The following is an 18,436-nucleotide window of genomic DNA, read 5'->3' as shown; positions in this document are numbered from 1 at the left end:
ATGCGCCCGGATCACCGCATTCGGCTATCCCAATAGCCGAATCCGCTGGTCTCGCTTTTTCTTTGCTGCACCGCACATTTTTGCAACTGCAGCAATTTTAAGCAGAAAACATCTGTGCTAAGAAAAACGGCAGAGGCTCCCTTGAAGGCACGTTAGGAACCCCATGGCGGCACGCCAGCGCATCATTCCCGTCAGGCGTGAATACAATCGCTGGGTCGCCAACCAGACGCTCGAAGACTATGCGCTGCGCTTCACCGCCAAAAGCGCGCGCCGTTTTTCCTCCGAACGCATTTCGCAGACAGCCATCGGCGCAATCTCCTTTCTGGCGCTGGAGGCGATCGGCGGCGCCATCACCATGTCCTATGGCACCACCAATGCGATCGTCGCTATTGTCGTTGCGAGCCTGATGATCCTGACGGTCGGCCTGCCGATCAGCCGCTATGCCATCCGCCATGGCGTCGACATCGATCTTCTGACCCGCGGCGCCAGCTTCGGCTATATCGGCTCCACGCTGACTTCGCTGATCTATGCGAGCTTCACCTTCATCCTCTTTGCGATCGAAGCCTCGATCATGTCAGGCGCGCTCGAACTGGCGCTCGGCATCCCCTTGTGGATCGGCTACATCATCAGTGCCGTCATGGTCATCCCGCTCGTCACCCATGGCGTACGGCTGATCAGCAAGTTCCAGCTGGTGACACAACCCTTCTGGATCGTGCTCAACATCCTGCCTTTCGTCTTCATCGCCCTTGCTGACTGGGAGAAAGTTGGCGCCTGGCTCGCCTATTCCGGCATCCACCATGCGTCCGGCCCACCGGGCACGATCGCCTCGTTCGACCTCGTCGAGTTCGGTGCGGCGTCTGCCGTGATCTTCGCGCTGATGGCGCAGATCGGCGAGCAGGTCGACTTCCTGCGCTTCCTGCCGCCGGACGGGCAGCGCAAGCTGCATCACCGCATCGCCGTGTTCCTCGCCGGCTCTGGCTGGGTGATCGTCGGCGCGCCAAAACTGCTCGCCGGCTCCTTCCTCGTCGTCTTGGCGCTCTCGAGCGGCGTGCCCTCGACCAGGGCCGCCGATCCGGCACAGATGTACTACACCGCCTTCGGCTACATGATCCCGTCGCAAACGGCAGCCCTCCTGCTGATGGTCGCCTTCGTCGTCGTGTCGCAGTTGAAGATCAACGTCATGAACGCCTATGCCGGGTCGCTCGCCTGGTCGAACTTCTTCTCGCGACTGACGCATAGCCACCCGGGCCGCGTCGTCTGGCTGATCTTCAACGTTGCGATCGCGCTTCTGTTGATGGAGCTCGGCATCTACCGGCTACTTGAGGAAACACTCGGCGTCTTCTCGATCATCGCCATGGCCTGGCTGTGCACGATCTCGGCCGACCTCTTCGTCAACAAGCCGCTCGGCCTGTCGCCGCCCGGTATCGAATTCAAGCGTGCGCATCTTTACGACATCAACCCAGTCGGCCTTGGCGCCATGGCGATCTCGGCGACAGTGGCCCTGACGGCGCATTTCGGCGCCTTCGGTGAAATTGCCGCCTCGCTTGCCCCCTATATTGCCCTCGTCGTCGCCTTCATCGCCTCTCCGCTGATCGCCTGGCTGACCGATGGCAAATTCTACCTCGCCCGCAAGCCGCGCAGGAGCTGGGCCAACCGGACCGAGATCACCTGCTCAATCTGCGAACATCCGTTCGAGCCGGAGGACATGGCCTGGTGCCCCGCCTATGCGGCGCCGATCTGTTCGCTCTGCTGCTCGCTCGACAGTCGCTGCCACGACATGTGCAAGCCGAAGGCGCGCTTCAACACCCAGGTCGCAACCGTCGCCAACACCCTGCTGCCGCGCGCCATCACTGAAAAGCTGGCAACGCGCCTTGGTCGCTATGCGATCTCGGCGATCCTCTCGATTGCCGGCATAGGCCTGATCCTGGCAATGATCGCGCATCAGACCGCCGGCGCTTCTCCGGAAAGCGCCGCGGTGGTCGAGCGTACCGTCGCCATCGTCTTTTTCGTCTTTGCGGTGCTCGCGGGCATCGTCTCCTGGTTCTATGTGCTCGCCCATGACAGCCGCGTGGTGGCCGAAGAAGAATCCTCCCGCCAGAACACGCTGCTGCTGAAAGAAATCGCCGCCCACAAGAAGACCGATGCAGCCCTGCAGCAGGCGAAAGAGACGGCGGAGGCCGCCAACCGTGCCAAGAGCCGCTATGTCGTCGGCCTCAGCCACGAGCTCCGAACGCCGCTCAACGCCGTGCTCGGCTATGCCCAGGTGCTTGAGCGCGACGAGACCATACCGCCGGCGCGACAGGGCGCGATCAAGGTGATCAAGCGCAGCGCCGATCATCTCTCCGGCCTGATAGACGGGCTGCTGGATATCTCCAAGATCGAGGCGGGCAAGTTGCAGGTCTATTCCAACGAGATCAACATTTTCGATTTCCTCGACCAGATCGTCGAAATGTTCCGGCCGCAGGCGCAGGCGAAAGGCATCGCCTTTGAGCATGAGCGCGCCGCCGGTCTGCCGCGTTATGTGAAGACCGACGAGAAACGCCTGCGCCAGATCCTCGTCAACCTTCTCTCCAACGCGCTGAAATTCACGGAGCGTGGCGGCATCCGCCTGGATGTCGCCTATCGAAGCCAGGTGGCGACCTTCACCGTTATCGACAGCGGCCGCGGCATTGCCGACAAGGATCTGCCACGCATCTTCGACCCCTTCCAGCGCGGCGAGGCCGAGCATCAAGGCAGCATGCCAGGCCTCGGGCTGGGCCTGACGATCACCCGGCTTTTGACGCAGACGCTCGGCGGCGAAATCGCCGTCACGAGCACGCTTGGCAAAGGCACCACCTTCCGCGTCCGGCTGATGCTTTCGGCCGTCGACCGTCCCGCGCTCGCGGCACCCGTCCGGCGCGTCACTTCCTATCTCGGCTCACGGCGCACGATTGTCGTCGTCGACGACAATGCCGATCATCGCACGCTGATGCGCGAAATCCTGGTGCCCATGGATTTCACGGTCTTCGCAATCCCATCCGGGGCCGATTGCCTGTCCCTCCTTGCGGACGTCAGCCCTGACCTCTTCCTGATCGACATCTCGATGCCGGGCATGAACGGCTGGGAACTCGCCGCCAGGCTGCGTGAAGCAGGACAAACGGCGCCGATCATCATGCTGTCGGCCAATATCGGCGATGGCTCGACCACTGGCGCCTTCACCGGCCACAACGACACGCTCGCCAAACCCTTCGTCGTCGGCCAACTCGTCGACAAACTTGCGGTGCATCTCGCCTTGACCTGGATCCACGAAGACGAGGAACAGCCGCCGCATGCCGCGCCAACGGTCCGATCGATGACGCGTCCGGATCTTCACCATGTGCAGGAACTGATCCGCCTCGGCGAGATCGGTTACATCAGGGGCATCGAGGCCAAGCTGACGGAGATCGCGCTCGCACCCGAACACCTATCCTTTGTCGAGGAGGCGCGGACCTATGTGCAGGCCTTCGATCTTTCCGGCTACGACGCCTTCCTCAGGAACGGCACCCAAGAAGGAGGCGACGCCCGTGGCTGAGACCTATGACCGTCGCGACATCGTTCTGCTCGTCGACGACTCGCCAGAAGCCCTCGGCTTCCTGACCGAAGCGCTCGAGCAATCGGGCTTCTCCGCGCTGATCGCAACGTCGGGCAACGCCGCGCTTTCGATCGCGGAGCGCATTACTCCCGACGTCATTCTGCTTGACGCGGTCATGCCAGGCATGGATGGGTTCGAAACCTGCCGGCGCCTCAAGGCCAACGCCGCCGTCGGCCAGACGCCGGTACTGTTCATGACCGGATTGACCGAGACAGAGCATGTTGTCCGCGCCCTTGAAGCCGGCGGCGTCGACTATCTGACGAAGCCGATCAACATCGACGAGCTCCGGGCACGCATCCGCGTCCATCTCTCCAACGCGCGCTCCGCCCAGAGCGCACGCGTCGCGCTCGATGCGGCCGGGCGCCATCTCCTGGCTGTGCGCACAGATGGCAGCATCTGCTGGTCGACCCCGCAGGCCACCCGCCTCGTCAATGCCGCAACCGGCCGCGACGATGGGTTGAGTACGGTCACGAAACGTATCGCGCGCTGGATGGAAAACCGCAATCGGGGACCGTCCTCTCACGAAGAAAGCTTCACGCTCGATGAGCCAGGCCAATCGGGCCTGCAGATATCCTATCTCGGCGGCATCGGCCCGAACGAATATCTGTTCCGCCTGACGGCCGAGAACCGGCTGACGGACGACGAAATGCTGCGCCAGCACTTCGCGCTGACGCAGCGGGAATCCGAGGTACTACTCTGGATCGCCAAGGGTAAGTCGAACCGCGACATCGGCGAGATCCTGGGCCTGAGCGCGCGTACGGTGACCAAGCATCTGGAACAGATCTATGTGAAGCTCGGCGTCGAGAACCGGGCATCGGCCGCCGTCAAGGCAACGCAGGTTCTGCACGGCCTATAGGCAGGCTAGGGTTCGATTTCCGGTCCGTTCCTTGCCGTTTGCGGCGTGTCCAGCGCTAAGGACAGGTCAGCAAATCCTGAGAGCGACAGCCCGATCGATTTACGCATCGCAACTTAAACAATCTGCACGCGCGGGGCCGCCACGCCTTTCACTTTGTCTGCCACGTTGCCCAGGCGAAGGCTTCATCGAGCGCTGCGAACTTGACCGCTTGCCAATGACGGTAATCGTCGACCAGTCCACGCGAAATCCAGAGAGGACCGCGGCTGCCGGGGTTCTCCCAGCCGAGTGCGCCCAGGTCACCGGCACGCGCGAAAACCCTTTGCGCATGGGTGCGCGAGATGATGTAGCGGCTGGTAATTTCGCTCAGCTTCAGAGGCCCTACCCAAATCCGCTGATCGGACAAAGCGCCCATCGGCAGCCGCGCCACCAGATCGTGCAGGATGTTGCTCCCCGACTCCGTCGAGACGAAGGCGGCGATGCTTTCGGGTGGATCGCACCAGGCGCGGTCCGCGATGAGCCGCCGCGTCGCACGCGGCAGTGCATGGTGCATCAACACCGGCTGCGTTTGTGACTGCGCCAGCCGTGTTCCCTCGTCGAGCATGTCGAGCGACGAAAGGTGCCCCTCGAACCACTGTCGGATCAGGCCCTCGGCGACATCGGAAACGATCAGCGGCCTGATCCGCCTGTTGCTGCCCTGTTCCGCATCGAGCAGCAGGCGATAGTTGCGCATCTCGGCCAGGTGCGCCGCCGCCGTGTTTTTGCTGGCAACGCTGTTGGCGGCGATAAAGTCGATCAGCTTTGCCGCCGTCAGCTCAGGGCGAGATGGATCGGTCAGACGCTCGAAATGCAACGCTAGGATGGCTTGTGTGAGGAGCCATTTTCTCAAGCTGGCAGTATAGCGCACGATACGCGGAGCGGCGTCATGCACCGCGACCATATGAAGGGCCGCCTGCCGCAACGCCTCCGCAAAGAGCAGATCGCCGACGAGCCGCGCAGGCGTCAACAGCGTTCCGCCGTCCGGGGACGGGACGACTTCCAGTCGCGCCGTCATAGGCACCAGCCTGACAGCGCATCTGCTGTTTGTTGCTTGCTGCCGCTTGAAATGACCTGGTGGTTAGTGCGTGGCTTTATGCAGGATTGGCCACTCTGAGTGGTTGAAGAAAGCAAAAAACATGTGACACTGAACATAACCCAGCTCCCCTCGCACCCCTACGAACAATACCTAATTCGCATCGGCAGTGAAGATCGAGGTCTATTCTTCGAAGGTAACGAAGTCTTTATCGGCTTTTACGGGGTCGCGAGCGCGAAACGCTGATTCGGGGATCAACGGTAAAACGGGGACGTTGGAACCAGCAACGGACCTGGATTCTACCTTTGATCGCTGCGTGGACGTGCTGCCCGATTTGATTGGTCGAGAGATCTGGTCGGATAAGGAGCTTTGAGGAACTTCGCTGCCGCATGCTGCGTTGACGCTCGTGTGCAGCAACGGGGTGTTGTAGCATCCACGAAAGAGGGGAGGCGAAAGGCATGTGGCGATGGGTCCTGATGATTGCACTCACCTTGACGCCCGCGAGCGGCTCACGGGCAGACGAGGGCGCGTTCCTGAAAACGCTTGACGGCAATTGGGCAGGCACTGGAACGGTCCGCATCCGCGCCAACATGTCGCCGATCAATGTCTCCTGCAATTTCAGTTCCGAGGCCAGTGGTCTCGCCTTGTCGATGGAGGGTGTATGCCGCGGCTTGCTATTGATCTCGCGATCTGTCGACGCGAAACTGCGCTATACTGGCTCGACCTATAGCGGCTCCTATCTCGGCCCTCGCGGCGGCCGTGCCGGTCTCAACGGCAGCCGCCGCGGCGACGCGATCATTCTAACCATTCGCTGGGCCAAGGAAGTCAACGGCGACCGCCGCGCCGATCTCACCCTGCGTAAGATCGGCACCAACGGCATGCAACTGACGACGATCGACGTCGATCCCGCCTCAGGCAAGCGGATCGTGACGAGCGAGATCAATCTCAAACGAAAATGAGCTGGAACGTTGCCTCGCCCGGACAAGGGCCCTCGCGGCTCCTGTCGAGGACCCACCGGGAGTGAGTGACCGTCAGGCTGCAGCCGCGGTGCGAGTGTCGTAGTCGGCGGTCCATTGCAGCGACGGGCGCTGCCCGCAGCGTTCGACCCAGGCCTTGACGACTTCGCTGTCCGGTGTCGCTGCAGGATACCAGGCAAAAGGCGAATGCAGCAGCAGGTCGACCGCCGAGTAGTGTTCGCCCATCAGATAGGGCCTGTCCTTCAGCGCGTTTTCAAGGCGCTGTGCCATTTGTTCCGGACCGCGGAAGGTGGTATCCAGGTAGGGGTGCGAAAGCCCTGCCGCCTGCATGATCAGCACCGGCTCGACGACGCCGGCGTACCAGGCAAGCCAGCTCAGATAACGGCCGCGCTGCGGGTCGCCGACAGGCGGCGCCAGCTTCTTTTCCGGGAAGAGATCGGTCAGATACTGAATGATCGCAATGCTTTCCCACAAAACGACGCCGTCATGGACGAGCAGCGGCACCTTGCCTTCCGGATGCGGGTTCGCCGGGTCCTTCCGGCCACTGCCGTCACCGCGGGTGATGTCGACGATCTTGATTTCGACCTTGTCGAGGGCGTCGAGTTCGCGAAGCAGCGTGATGATGCGCGACGAGCGCGAGCGCGGGGCGTGAAAGAGCGTCAGCATGATGAAGTCCTCGGTTGCGTTTGCGAATGCGAAACCTATACAGTTGCCCAACTGTCAGTTTCCGTCAGTAGGCTTCGTCTATCTTCAGTCATGGCCCGTAGTGATCGTTTGTTCCGCCTGCTGCAGGCGCTGCGCACCCTCCCTTCCCCGGTAACGGCCGCTCGGCTCGCCGAAGAGACCGGTGTGTCGTTGCGCTCGCTTTACCGGGACATCGACAGCCTGCGTGCCGCCGGCGCCGTCATCGATGGCGAGCGGGGCTTCGGCTACCGGCTGACCGAGGACATTGCCTTGCCACCCCAGACCTTCACGCGACTCGAAATCGAGGCGCTGGTGCTCGGCCTCGCCGAAGTGCAGCACATGGGCGAGCCTGATCTTGCGGCCGCGGCAGGCGCTGTGCTTTCGAAGATCACGGCGACGCTGCCCGACCGGTTGCAGCGCCAGGCGCTGCACGCCGCATCACAGGTCTATCGCTTCGAGCGCCGGGATCCACCGGTGGCCGATGTCAGCCTGCTGCGCGAAGCCTGCTGGCAGGAGCGCGCGGTCGTCATCGGCTATGTGGACGCTGGGCAACAGAGGACCGACCGGCAGGTGCTGCCGCTGGCGATCGTCTATCTGGAGCGGGTGCTGGTGCTGCTCGCCTGGTGCTGCCTCAGAGAGGGCTATCGCAAGTTTCGCGTCGATCGCGTCGTCGATATCCGCATGACTGAAGAGAGCTTCCGCCCTCGCCGAGTGCCTATGCTGAGAGAGTTCATCGCCTACTTGAACGGTAGTGCGCCCGACCGGCCGAAGATGAAGCTGAGCGGGCGATGAGCCCAAACGACGACGCGGCCCGTGTTTCCACGGGCCGCGTTCGGACTGCGCTTAGGCAGTCATGCCTTGGGAGGCAACCTTATTCGGCCGGCTGCAATGCCGGCTGCGGAAGGGCGGCAGGCGCGCGACCGCCGAGGACAGCTGCCATCTGCGCTTCATCGAGTTCACCTTCCCACTTCGCAACGACGATCGTCGCGACCGCATTGCCGACGAAGTTGGTGAGTGCGCGGCATTCCGACATGAAACGGTCGATGCCGAGGATCAGCGCCATGCCGGCGACCGGCACGGCGGGAACGACCGAGAGCGTTGCGGCCAGCGTGATGAAACCGGCACCGGTGATGCCGGCAGCACCCTTGGAGCTCAGCATGGCGACGAGCAGCAGCAGCACCTGGTCGCCGAGCGACAGCGGGATGTCCATGGCCTGGGCGATGAAGAGGGCCGCCAGCGTCATGTAGATGTTGGTGCCGTCGAGGTTGAAGGAGTAGCCGGTCGGGATGACCAGGCCGACGACCGAGCGCTTGCAGCCGGCCTTTTCCATCTTGCTCATCAGGCCCGGCAGTGCCGCTTCCGACGAGGATGTGCCGAGAACCAGGAGCAGTTCTTCCTTGATGTAGCGGATCAGCGCGATGATCGAGAAGCCATTGTAGCGGGCGACGGCGCCGAGAACCAGGAAGACGAAGAGGAAGGACGTCAAGTAGAAGGTGCCGATCAACATCGCCAGATTGGCGATCGAGGCAACGCCGTATTTGCCGATGGTGAATGCCATGGCGCCGAAGGCGCCGATCGGAGCGGCCTTCATCAGGATGCCGACGAGCTTGAAGACCGGCAGCGTCAGCGCGTGCAGGAAATCGACGACCGGCTCAGCCTTCTTGCCGACCATGGCAAGCGCGAGACCGAAGAGCACGGAGATGAACAGCACCTGCAGGATGTCGCCATCGGCAAAGGCACCGACCAGCGTCGTCGGGATGATGTTCATCAGGAAGCCGGCGATCGTCTGCTCATGTGCCTTCTCGGCAAAGGTCGTCACCGCCTTGGCGTCGAGCGATGCCGGATCGATGTGCATGCCGGCGCCCGGCTGAACGACATTGGCGACGATCAGGCCGATGATCAGCGCCAGCGTCGAGAAGGTCAGGAAGTAGATCATGGCCTTGCCGGCGACGCGGCCGACCTTGGCGAGATCGGTCATGCCGGCAATGCCGGTGGCGACCGTGAGGAAGATGACTGGCGCAATGATCATCTTGACCAGGCGAATGAAGGCATCGCCGAGCGGCTTAAGCTCGGTGCCGAGCGACGGATAGAAATGGCCGAGCAGGATGCCCGCGGCAATCGCCGCCAGCACCTGGACATAGAGATGACGATAGAAAGGTGTCTTGCCGCGCGGTTCCGCGGATTGGTCGATAATCATGATATCCTCCACTGGACCCAGTCCGGCGTCATGCCGGGCCTCCCGGGTCAATTTCCGATGCGCGACAGCTCGGGCTGTCATGAGGATGTCATTTGCAACGGGCGTGCCAATTCTCTGCGGCGAGAGCCAAGCCCTTGAATCGACGTGGATGTTTCGTTCATACGGTTCGACACGCACAAAGAGTTGAGCGGATTTCCGCACAGGCCACCTGGAAGTCTGAGCGAAAAAATGCACAATCGCGCCATGTTCAATGCCCCATTCGCCCCCCTCAATCTGGCAGATCTCGACCGGTCGATGCGCCGCAGCTGGCTGGTGTTCGCCGGCTTCGCCGTGGTCCTGCTTGTCGCCGCCCTCCTGCTTGCCGGCGAGTATGGACGCAGCCAGGCGCTCGAAACGGTCGACGCCCAGAGCCGGATCGATGCCAATCTGAAGGCGTCGCTGTTGCGCGCCGTGCTCGAACGCCAACGCTCGACGCCGCTGGTGCTGGCCGACGACGTCGAGGTGAAGGCCGCGCTTTCGACTCACAACAATCAGGCACTGCAGCGGCTGAACGAGAAACTGCAGGCACTTGCCGCCAACACGGACGCCGCCGTCATTTATGTGATCGGCACCGACGGCGTTGCGGTTGCCGCCAGCAATTGGCGTGAGCCGACGAGCTTCGTCGGCAACGACTACGCCTTCCGCGAATATTTCCGCATGGCGATGCGGGACGGCAAGGCGGAGCATTTCGCCATGGGTACGGTCAGCAAACGGCCGGGCCTTTACATCTCGCGTCGGGTCCAGGGGCAGGACGGCCCGATCGGCGTCGTCGTCGCCAAGCTCGAGTTCGACGATGTGGAAGCGGAGTGGCTCGCTTCCGGCAAGCCTGTCTATGTCACCGACCGGCGCGGCATCGTGCTCATCACCAGTTTCCCGTCCTGGCGCTTCATGACCACCAGAACCATTCCGCGCGACCGGGTGGCCGCGATCCGCGACAGCCTGCAATTCGGCGATGCCTCGCTGCTGCCGCTGCCGTTCCGCGACATCGAGCCGACGAGCGACGGCTCCAGCGAGTTGCGGGCGCTATTGCCCGGCGACAGCGAGCGGCGGTTCCTGCGGGTCGAAACCATGGTTCCGACCACGAACTGGCGGCTGGAGCAACTGGCGCCATTGGATGGTGCGGTCTCGGCGGCAACCCGCGAGGCCCGGCTGATTGCGCTGGCCGTGGTCGTGCCGCTGCTCGCGTTTGCAGCCTTTCTCCTGCGTCGCCGCCAGGCCCTGACCTTGGTTGCGACCAGGGAGCGTGCTGCACGCGATGAACTGGAGCGCCGCGTGGCGGAGCGCACCCATGACTTAAGCCTTGCGCGCGATCATCTCGAAACGGAGATTGCCGACCACAGGCGCACCGGCGAGAAGCTGCAGGCGGTGCAGCAGGAACTGGTTCAGGCAAACCGGCTGGCGATCCTCGGCCAGGTGGCCGCCGGCGTCGCCCACGAGATCAACCAGCCGGTCGCCACGATCCGCGCCTATGCCGACAATGCCCGCACCTTCCTCGACCGGGGGCAGCAGCAAACGGCGGTGGAGAACCTCGCCAGCATCGCGGAACTGACCGAAAGGGTCGGCACGATCACAGACGAGCTCCGCAGCTTCGCCCGCAAGGGCCGCTTCGTCGCCGAGCCGACGCCGATGCGCGAGGTAATCGAGGGCGCTTTGATGCTGCTTCGCAGCCGCTTTGCCGGCCGCATGGATGCAATCATCATCGACCTGCCGGAAAACGGGCTCAGCGTTTACGGCAGCCGCATCCGTCTTGAACAGGTCCTGATCAATCTGCTGCAGAATGCCTTGGAGGCGCTCGGCGAGCGCAGCGATGCCGAGATCCGCGTGCGCTGTGAGGAAGGTCCCTCCGACACCGTCTTGCTTGTCGTTGCCGACAACGGCCCCGGCATCCCACAGCATATCCGCGAGGACCTGTTCACCCCCTTCAACACCTCGAAGGACGAAGGGCTCGGCCTTGGACTCGCCATCTCCCAGGAGATCGTCGCCGACTATGGCGGCGAGATATCAGTCGAAACCAGCGACAAGGGCACCGTCTTCACGGTTCGCCTGAAGAGGGCCTGAGCGATGCAGCCATCCGTCTGCCTCATCGACGACGACAACGATCTGCGCAAGGCGATGAAGCAGACGCTGGAGCTCGCCGGTTTCGACGTCACTTCGCTTGCGAGCGCCGCCGAAGCCTTGGAAACCCTCGACGCGAACTTCGATGGCATTGTCGTCAGTGATATCCGCATGCCCGGCATCGACGGGCTGCAGCTCTTTCGCCGGATCGCTACCTTCGACAAGGACCTGCCGGTCATTCTGGTGACCGGCCACGGCGATATCCCGATGGCAGTTCAGGCGCTGCAGGATGGCGTCTACGACTTCATCCCAAAACCCTTTGCCGCCGACCGGCTGGTGCAAAGCGTGCGGCGCGCGCTGGAAAAGCGACGGCTCGTCATGGAGAACCGCGCGCTGAAACGGGCGGCCGAAACGGCCGGCGACAGCCTGCCGCTGATCGGCCAGACGCCGGTCATGGAGCGCTTGCGCCAGACGATCCGGCACATCGCCGACACGGATGTGGACGTGCTCGTCGCCGGTGAAACCGGCAGCGGCAAGGAGGTGGTCGCGACACTGCTCCACAACTGGAGCCGGCGCCGCAACGGCAATTTCGTGGCGCTGAACTGCGGCGCGCTACCGGAAACGGTGATCGAAAGCGAACTCTTCGGTCACGAACAGGGTGCTTTCACCGGCGCCCTGAAGAAGCGCATTGGTCGGATCGAGCATGCGAGCGGCGGCACGCTCTTCCTCGACGAGATCGAAGCGATGCCGCCGGCGACCCAGGTCAAGATGCTGCGCGTACTCGAAGCCCGCGAGATCACGCCACTCGGCACCAATCAGGTGCGCCCCGTCGATATCAGGGTCATCGCGGCTGCCAAGATCGATCTCGGCGATCCGGCGCAGCGCGGGGACTTTCGTGAAGATCTCTACTTCAGATTGAACGTCGTGATCCTGTCGATCCCGCCGCTGCGCGAGCGCCGCGATGATATCCCGCTGCTCTTTTCGCACTTCCTGACGCGGGCGGCGGAGCGCTTCAAGCGCGACGTGCCTCACGTCTCGCCGGCAGTGCAGCAACACCTGATGACCCATGCTTGGCCCGGCAATGTGCGCGAACTCTCACATTTTGCCGAACGCGTGGCGCTCGGCGTCGAAGGCCCGCTGGGACAGCCGGTTGCGCCAGCAGAACAGCCGGGTTTCGCGCTACCGGAACGGCTCGAACGCTACGAGGCAGAGATCCTGAAGGAAGTGCTTCGCGCCCAGCGCGGCGACGTCAAGGCGACGATCGAGGCGCTCGGTATTCCGCGCAAGACATTCTACGACAAGCTCCAGCGCCACGGCATCAACCGAGCCGACTATGCGGAGCGCGGCGTTCCGGAAAAATCCGGCAGCTAACTCTCGTCAGCGGCCAAAATACACCCAAAAATTGCATCTTCGTCGACGTGCGAATTCGCGCTTGACGACCCGTGCCGTTCGATGGCTATCTCTTGGGCATTCACCAGGGGGGTCCCGCAAGGGGCTGAGATTCTGCTGGATGGCCGGCTTACCGGCTGTGGCGCAGTGACCCGTTGAACCTGATCCAGTTCATACTGGCGTAGGGACGGTGCAGATATCGAAGCCAGGATTCCGTGCGTCCAGCACCTGGCGGAGCGTCTTTCATCCTTCCGGCATCAGAACTGGGTCTCCAATCGCAAACTTGGAGCCTCGTCATGAATATTGCCACAAAGCCCACCCCTCTCACGGTCACCCAAGGCCCGCTTCCCGCCTCCCGCAAGGTCCACAAATCAGGCATCCTCCACCCGGATATCCGCGTGCCGATGCGCGAGATCGCGCTGCACCCGACCTCCGGCGAGCCGCCGGTTACCGTCTACGATTCCTCCGGCGCCTATACCGCCGACGATGCGGAGATCAGCATCGAGGCGGGGCTGCCGCGACTCCGTCGCAACTGGATCGTCGGGCGCGGCGACGTGGAAACCTACGAGGGGCGCATCGTCCGTCCTGAAGACAACGGTTTTGCCAGCGGCGACCGGCTGACGCCGACCTTCCCGTTCCAGCACGCGCCGCTCAAGGCGACTGGCGGCAAGGCGGTAACGCAGCTTGCCTACGCCCGCGCCGGCATCATCACGCCGGAGATGGAGTTCGTGGCGATCCGCGAGAACCTCGGCCGCGATGCGGCACGCGCGATAGCTCGCGACGGCGAAAGCTTCGGCGCCCATATCCCCGACCATGTGACACCGGAGTTCGTGCGCCAGGAAATCGCCAGCGGCAGAGCGATCCTGCCCGCCAACATCAACCATCCGGAATCCGAGCCGATGATCATCGGGCGGAACTTCCTGGTGAAAATCAACGCCAATATCGGCAACTCCGCTGTCACCTCGTCGATGGCCGAGGAGGTCGAGAAGATGGTCTGGGCGACGCGCTGGGGCGCCGATACGGTTATGGACCTTTCGACCGGACGCAACATCCACAACATCCGCGAATGGCTCATCCGCAATTCACCGGTGCCGATCGGCACCGTGCCGCTCTACCAGGCTCTGGAAAAGGTCAATGGCATTGCCGAGGACCTCAACTGGGAGGTCTATCGCGACACGCTGATCGAGCAGGCCGAACAGGGCGTCGATTATTTCACCATCCATGCTGGCGTACGCCTGCACTACATCCCGCTCACCGTCGATCGCGTCACCGGCATCGTCTCCCGCGGCGGCTCGATCATGGCCAAGTGGTGTCTGCATCACCACAAGGAAAGCTTCCTCTACGAGCATTTCGAGGAGATCTGCGACATCTGCCGCGCCTATGACGTCTCCTTCTCGCTCGGCGACGGCCTGCGCCCCGGCTCGATCGCCGACGCCAACGACGCCGCGCAATTCGCCGAACTGGAGACGCTCGGCGAACTTACGAAGATCGCCTGGGCCAAGGATTGTCAGGTGATGATCGAAGGCCCCGGCCACGTGCCGATGCACAAGATCAAGGAGAACATGGACAAGCAGCTTGCCGTCTGCGGCGAGGCGCCGTTCTACACGCTCGGCCCGCTGACGACCGACATCGCACCGGGCTACGATCACATCACCTCCGGCATCGGCGCTGCGATGATCGGCTGGTTCGGCACCGCCATGCTCTGCTACGTCACGCCGAAGGAACACCTGGGCCTGCCCGACCGCAACGACGTCAAGGTCGGCGTCATCACCTACAAGATCGCCGCCCACGCCGCCGATCTCGCCAAGGGCCACCCGGCCGCACAGGTGCGCGACGACGCGCTGTCGCGCGCCCGCTTCGAGTTCCGCTGGGAGGACCAGTTCAACCTCTCCCTCGACCCGGAGACGGCCCGCAACTTCCACGACGAGACGCTGCCGAAGGAGGCGCACAAGGTCGCGCATTTCTGCTCGATGTGCGGCCCGAAGTTCTGCTCGATGCGGATCTCGCACGACATCCGCGCCGAGGCACAGAAGGAGGGGCTGGAGGCAATGGCCGCGAAATACCGCGAGGGTGGCGACCTCTATATGCCGGTCGCTGAGGTCGAAGCTCAGAGTTAAAGCGCACACGTCGGGAGGGACGCCTCGTAGTCCCTTCCGACGGCAAGGCGGATGCTGGGCCCTGGGGGAATAGCTTGCTCCCTTATCGGTTGAACGATATGTAAGGTTCACGCAAAAGTCGCCGCCGGCGGACCCGTCATTCACGCCAAGCTGCTGTCCTCTGCGGCGCTCTTGCAGGACGACGAAAATAACGCCGTTTACGAGGAGAATGACTTGAGGACACGCCTGCTGAGACTGACGGCCCTGTCGATAGGCGGCCTTGTGGCACTCGCTGGAGTTCTGCCACGCCTTAACGACAGCGGGAGTTTTGCCACGGGTTTTTCCTGGATTTCCGCCGCCCATGCGGACGACGATGTCGGCGTCGGGAATGGTGAAAATGGCACTGATGGCAGCGACCAAGGTGGCGAAAACGTCGGGAGCGGCGGAAGCAACGGCACAGAGGGTGGTGGCGATGGGGGTGGCGGCGATGGGGGGGGTGGCGGCGATGGGGGTGGTGGCGATTGGGGCACCGGTGACGGCAGCGGCGTAGGCGGCGTTCCCGGCGGTACCGGCGCAGGCGGCGGAGGTGCTGCCGTCATCGACAGCGATAGCCACAGCGAGCCCCACTCATCCTTGCGCGACTCACGGGATTACGGACCAAGCGGCAAGGTCTGGCACGGCGGCAGCAATTTCCTTAACCTTTTCCGCCAGACGCCGGAAAGGCGCTTCGAACGGAGCCAGCCTGAATCGTCTGCCCGGCAGAAGACCGTTGACACGAAATGAGAGCCTTGAAGACAGGTCAACTTCGTCGCAACGGAGGGGGACCTACGCCATTTCTCGAAGCCGGACTCCGGATGTGCGTGTAGGAACGGGTTCTGACCCGCGAGAACCAGCTCAGCCGGCGTCAGAGCTTTACATTCGAGAAATGTCTATCCCGATCACGACCTGCCGGAGTGTGGTGGCGGAGTTACGGATACAGAGCATCGTCTTTCTCGCCGCGCGTATTCCTAACTGCCTTTCCAGCCGCTGCAAGCAATCCGCTCGACGACATCGAGCAGCACATTCGCCCCGGCAACCAGATCATCCGCCTCCGTGTGTTCGCGCGGATTGTGGCTGATGCCATCGCGACTCGGCACGAAGATCATCGCCGTCGGCGCGATGCGTGCGATCATCTGCGCATCGTGGCCGGCGCCCGAAGTCATGCGCCGGCTCTTGAGGCCGCGCGCCTTCGCCGAAGCCTCGATCGTGGCGACAATGCCCAGATCGAAGGCGACCGGCTGGAAACGCGCAAGGCGCTCGACCGATATCTCGACACCCTCTTCAGCGGCGACACGCAGGAGGAAATCCGCAAGCGCCGCTTCGAGCCCCTGTAGCCGATCCTCATCCGGGTCGCGCAAGTCGACGGTGAAGGTTGCGCGCGACGGGATGACGTTGATCGCATCCGGCTCAAACCGCATGGTGCCAATGGTCGCGACGCTCGGAGCGTTCGAGCGGGTTATATGATCGCGCAGGAAAAGGCCGATGCGGGCGGCCGCAAGCCCGGCGTCACAGCGCATCGCCATCGGCGTCGTGCCGGCGTGATTGGCGACACCGTCGATGGTGATACGCTGCCAGGAGATGCCCTGCAGGCTCTCAACGGCACCGATTGCGAAACCTTCCCGCTCCAGCACCGGCCCCTGCTCGATATGCAGCTCGACATAGGCATGAGGCTTGAGGAAGCCCGGCTCGGCGTCGCCGGCATAACCGATCCGTTCGAGCTCCTCGCCCAGCATCGTGCCATCGGTACCGACGGTGGAGAGCGCCGCCTCGACCGAAAGACCGCCGACATGGACCAGCGAGCCCAGCATGTCCGGTGCGTAGCGCACGCCCTCCTCGTTGGTGAAGGCGGCAACGACGATCGGTCGGGCCGGCGCCACGCCGCGCTCTCTTAACGTCTCGATCACTTCGAGCGCGGCAAGCACGCCGTAGCAGCCGTCATAGATGCCGGCATTGATGACCGTATCGATATGCGAGCCGAGCATGATGGGCTCCACGTCAGCGTTGCTCTCGCCGCACCAGATGCCGAAGATGTTGCCAATGCGGTCGACAGCGACGTCGAGCCCGGCAGCCTCTAGCCAGGCGACGAGGCGATCGCGGCCAGCCTTGTCGTTGTCCGATCCGGCCAGTCGGGTCAATTGCCTTTGGGCATCGCGACCGATTTCGCCAAGCTCACGGATGCGCCCGGTCAGGCGCGCGGTGTCGATGGTATGCAATGGCATCTCCGTCCTGCTTTCATGCGGATTTCGGGTCATGGCCGGGGCTCAGTCGGCGCCAGTCTCTGCCGGATGATTTCGGCGTGGTAGCGCGCGCCGAAGATCAGGGCGTCATCGTTGAAGTCGTAACGCGGATTGTGCAGCGGCGCCGACGTCTCGCCGTTGCCGATGAAGACGAAGCAGCCCGGCACGTGGTCGAGGAAGCGCGCGAAATCTTCCGAACCGGTCATCGGTTCAGCGGCCGTCGCGACATTCTCAGGCCCGAACACCGCTTCCGCCGCAGCAAAGGCGTGGCCGGTCAAGGCCGGGTCGTTGATGAGCGGCACGAACTCGCGCGTGTAGGAGACCTCGACCTCGCAGCCATAGGCATCCGCCGTACCCTTCGCGATCACACGCATCTCCGCCTCGATCTTGGCGCTGACCTCCGGGCGGAAGCTGCGGGCATCGCCGAGGATCCGGGCGAGGCCGGGCAAGGCATTGCGCGTGCCGTCGGTCAAGAGTTCAGTCACCGAGACGACGCCGATATCGGTCGGCGAAAGGCGCCGCGAGACGATCGTCTGCAGATTGACGACGGTAGCGCAAGCCGCGACAAGCGTCTCATTGCCCCAATGCGGCCGCGCCGCGTGTCCGCCGACACCCTTGAGCACGATTTCGAAATTGTCCTCGGCCGACATGATCGCACCGACATGGGTCTCGAAGCGGCCAATCGGCAGCCCCGGCATGTTGTGCAGGCCATAGATCTCATCAAAGGGGAAACGCTCCATCAGGCCGTCGTCGAGCATCGCGAGCGCGCCCTTGCCCCATTCCTCGGCCGGCTGGAAGATGAAGCATGCCGTGCCGTCGAAGCCGCCGTCTTCGGCCAGCAGTTTCGCAGCACCGAGCAGCATCGCCGTATGACCGTCATGGCCGCAGGCATGCATGATGCCGGGCCGGGTCGAGCGATAGGACTGCTCTCCCTGCTCCAGTATCCGCAGCGCGTCCATGTCGGCGCGAAGCGCGATGGCGCGATTGCCACTGCCGCGTTTCAGCCGGCCGACGACACCGGTGCCGCCGACGCCTTCCACCACTTCGTCGAGCCCGAATTCCCGAAGCTTCGCCGCGACGAAGGATGCGGTGCGCTGCTCCTCGAAACCGAATTCCGGATGCGCGTGCAGGTCACGGCGCCAGGCGGTCATATCCTCGACAAGCCGATCAATGTCCATTCCCACCATG

Annotated in this window: 13 protein-coding genes and 1 riboswitch; of the genes, 8 read left to right on the top strand and 5 right to left on the bottom strand. The window is 63.2% G+C overall.

The genetic code is table 11. From position 1 onward, the window contains the following. Positions 1-163: 163 nt before the first annotated feature. Positions 164-3,550, top strand: a complete 3,387-nt coding sequence (locus AC3WWH_RS10375) for an ATP-binding protein (RefSeq protein ID WP_113399030.1) — start codon at positions 164-166, stop codon at positions 3,548-3,550. Continuing rightward, positions 3,543-4,466, top strand: coding sequence for a response regulator transcription factor (locus tag AC3WWH_RS10370; RefSeq protein WP_058322936.1), 924 nt, complete (start codon positions 3,543-3,545; stop codon positions 4,464-4,466). The genes AC3WWH_RS10375 and AC3WWH_RS10370 overlap by 8 nt, the downstream gene beginning before the upstream one ends. Positions 4,467-4,614: 148 nt before the next feature. Here the strand turns inward: AC3WWH_RS10370 and AC3WWH_RS10365 are convergent, their stop codons facing one another. Next, the gene (locus AC3WWH_RS10365) at positions 4,615-5,517 is read right to left on the bottom strand and encodes a hypothetical protein (RefSeq protein ID WP_113399028.1); all 903 of its coding nucleotides are present in this window, start codon (positions 5,515-5,517) and stop codon (positions 4,615-4,617) included. Positions 5,518-5,993: 476 nt separating this feature from the next. Between AC3WWH_RS10365 and AC3WWH_RS10360 the strand changes: the two genes are divergently transcribed. After that, complete coding sequence (locus tag AC3WWH_RS10360; RefSeq protein WP_113399027.1) at positions 5,994-6,494, top strand: hypothetical protein; 501 nt, start codon at positions 5,994-5,996, stop codon at positions 6,492-6,494. Positions 6,495-6,566: 72 nt separating this feature from the next. Here the strand turns inward: AC3WWH_RS10360 and AC3WWH_RS10355 are convergent, their stop codons facing one another. After that, positions 6,567-7,178, bottom strand: coding sequence for a glutathione S-transferase family protein (locus tag AC3WWH_RS10355; protein WP_058322986.1), 612 nt, complete (start codon positions 7,176-7,178; stop codon positions 6,567-6,569). Positions 7,179-7,268: 90 nt separating this feature from the next. Here AC3WWH_RS10355 and AC3WWH_RS10350 point away from each other — a divergent pair, with 90 nt between their 5' ends. Next, a complete protein-coding gene (locus AC3WWH_RS10350) occupies positions 7,269-7,988 on the top strand; it encodes a helix-turn-helix transcriptional regulator (RefSeq protein WP_058322933.1) in 720 nt (239 codons plus the stop codon). 79 nt (positions 7,989-8,067) lie between these two features. Here AC3WWH_RS10350 and AC3WWH_RS10345 read toward each other — a convergent pair whose 3' ends face one another. Beyond that, a complete protein-coding gene (locus AC3WWH_RS10345; protein ID WP_113399026.1) occupies positions 8,068-9,393 on the bottom strand; it encodes a dicarboxylate/amino acid:cation symporter in 1,326 nt (441 codons plus the stop codon). Positions 9,394-9,621: 228 nt separating this feature from the next. On the opposite strand from AC3WWH_RS10345, the gene AC3WWH_RS10340 reads away from it, so the two are divergent. From AC3WWH_RS10340 to AC3WWH_RS10325, 4 genes are all read left to right on the top strand, one after another. Beyond that, positions 9,622-11,490: a sensor histidine kinase gene (locus AC3WWH_RS10340; RefSeq protein ID WP_113399025.1), complete on the top strand. Its 1,869-nt coding sequence runs from the start codon at positions 9,622-9,624 to the stop codon at positions 11,488-11,490. Positions 11,491-11,493: 3 nt separating this feature from the next. Then, positions 11,494-12,858 carry a sigma-54-dependent transcriptional regulator gene (locus AC3WWH_RS10335; RefSeq protein WP_058322931.1) on the top strand — a complete coding sequence of 455 codons (1,365 nt, stop codon included), beginning with the start codon at positions 11,494-11,496 and terminating at the stop codon, positions 12,856-12,858. A gap of 95 nt (positions 12,859-12,953) precedes the next feature. After that, a riboswitch (TPP riboswitch) is annotated at positions 12,954-13,082 on the top strand. A gap of 90 nt (positions 13,083-13,172) precedes the next feature. After that, the gene (thiC, locus tag AC3WWH_RS10330; RefSeq protein ID WP_058322930.1) at positions 13,173-14,993 is read left to right on the top strand and encodes a phosphomethylpyrimidine synthase ThiC; all 1,821 of its coding nucleotides are present in this window, start codon (positions 13,173-13,175) and stop codon (positions 14,991-14,993) included. Between the two features lie 213 nt (positions 14,994-15,206). Then, positions 15,207-15,755 (top strand): hypothetical protein, encoded by a 549-nt coding sequence (locus AC3WWH_RS10325; RefSeq protein ID WP_492376975.1) that lies wholly within the window; start codon positions 15,207-15,209, stop codon positions 15,753-15,755. A gap of 224 nt (positions 15,756-15,979) precedes the next feature. Here AC3WWH_RS10325 and AC3WWH_RS10320 read toward each other — a convergent pair whose 3' ends face one another. Both AC3WWH_RS10320 and AC3WWH_RS10315 read right to left on the bottom strand, forming a co-directional pair. Beyond that, positions 15,980-17,230, bottom strand: coding sequence for a Zn-dependent hydrolase (locus AC3WWH_RS10320; RefSeq protein ID WP_058322928.1), 1,251 nt, complete (start codon positions 17,228-17,230; stop codon positions 15,980-15,982). Positions 17,231-17,259: 29 nt separating this feature from the next. Continuing rightward, positions 17,260-18,435 carry a M20 aminoacylase family protein gene (locus AC3WWH_RS10315; RefSeq protein ID WP_156433122.1) on the bottom strand — a complete coding sequence of 392 codons (1,176 nt, stop codon included), beginning with the start codon at positions 18,433-18,435 and terminating at the stop codon, positions 17,260-17,262. Position 18,436: the final 1 nt, after the last annotated feature.

Source organism: Ensifer sp. EB106-03-01-XG145 (genome assembly GCF_058792075.1).
Note: the sequence above shows the minus strand (reverse complement) of the source record. Positions and strands in the feature narration are given on the sequence as shown.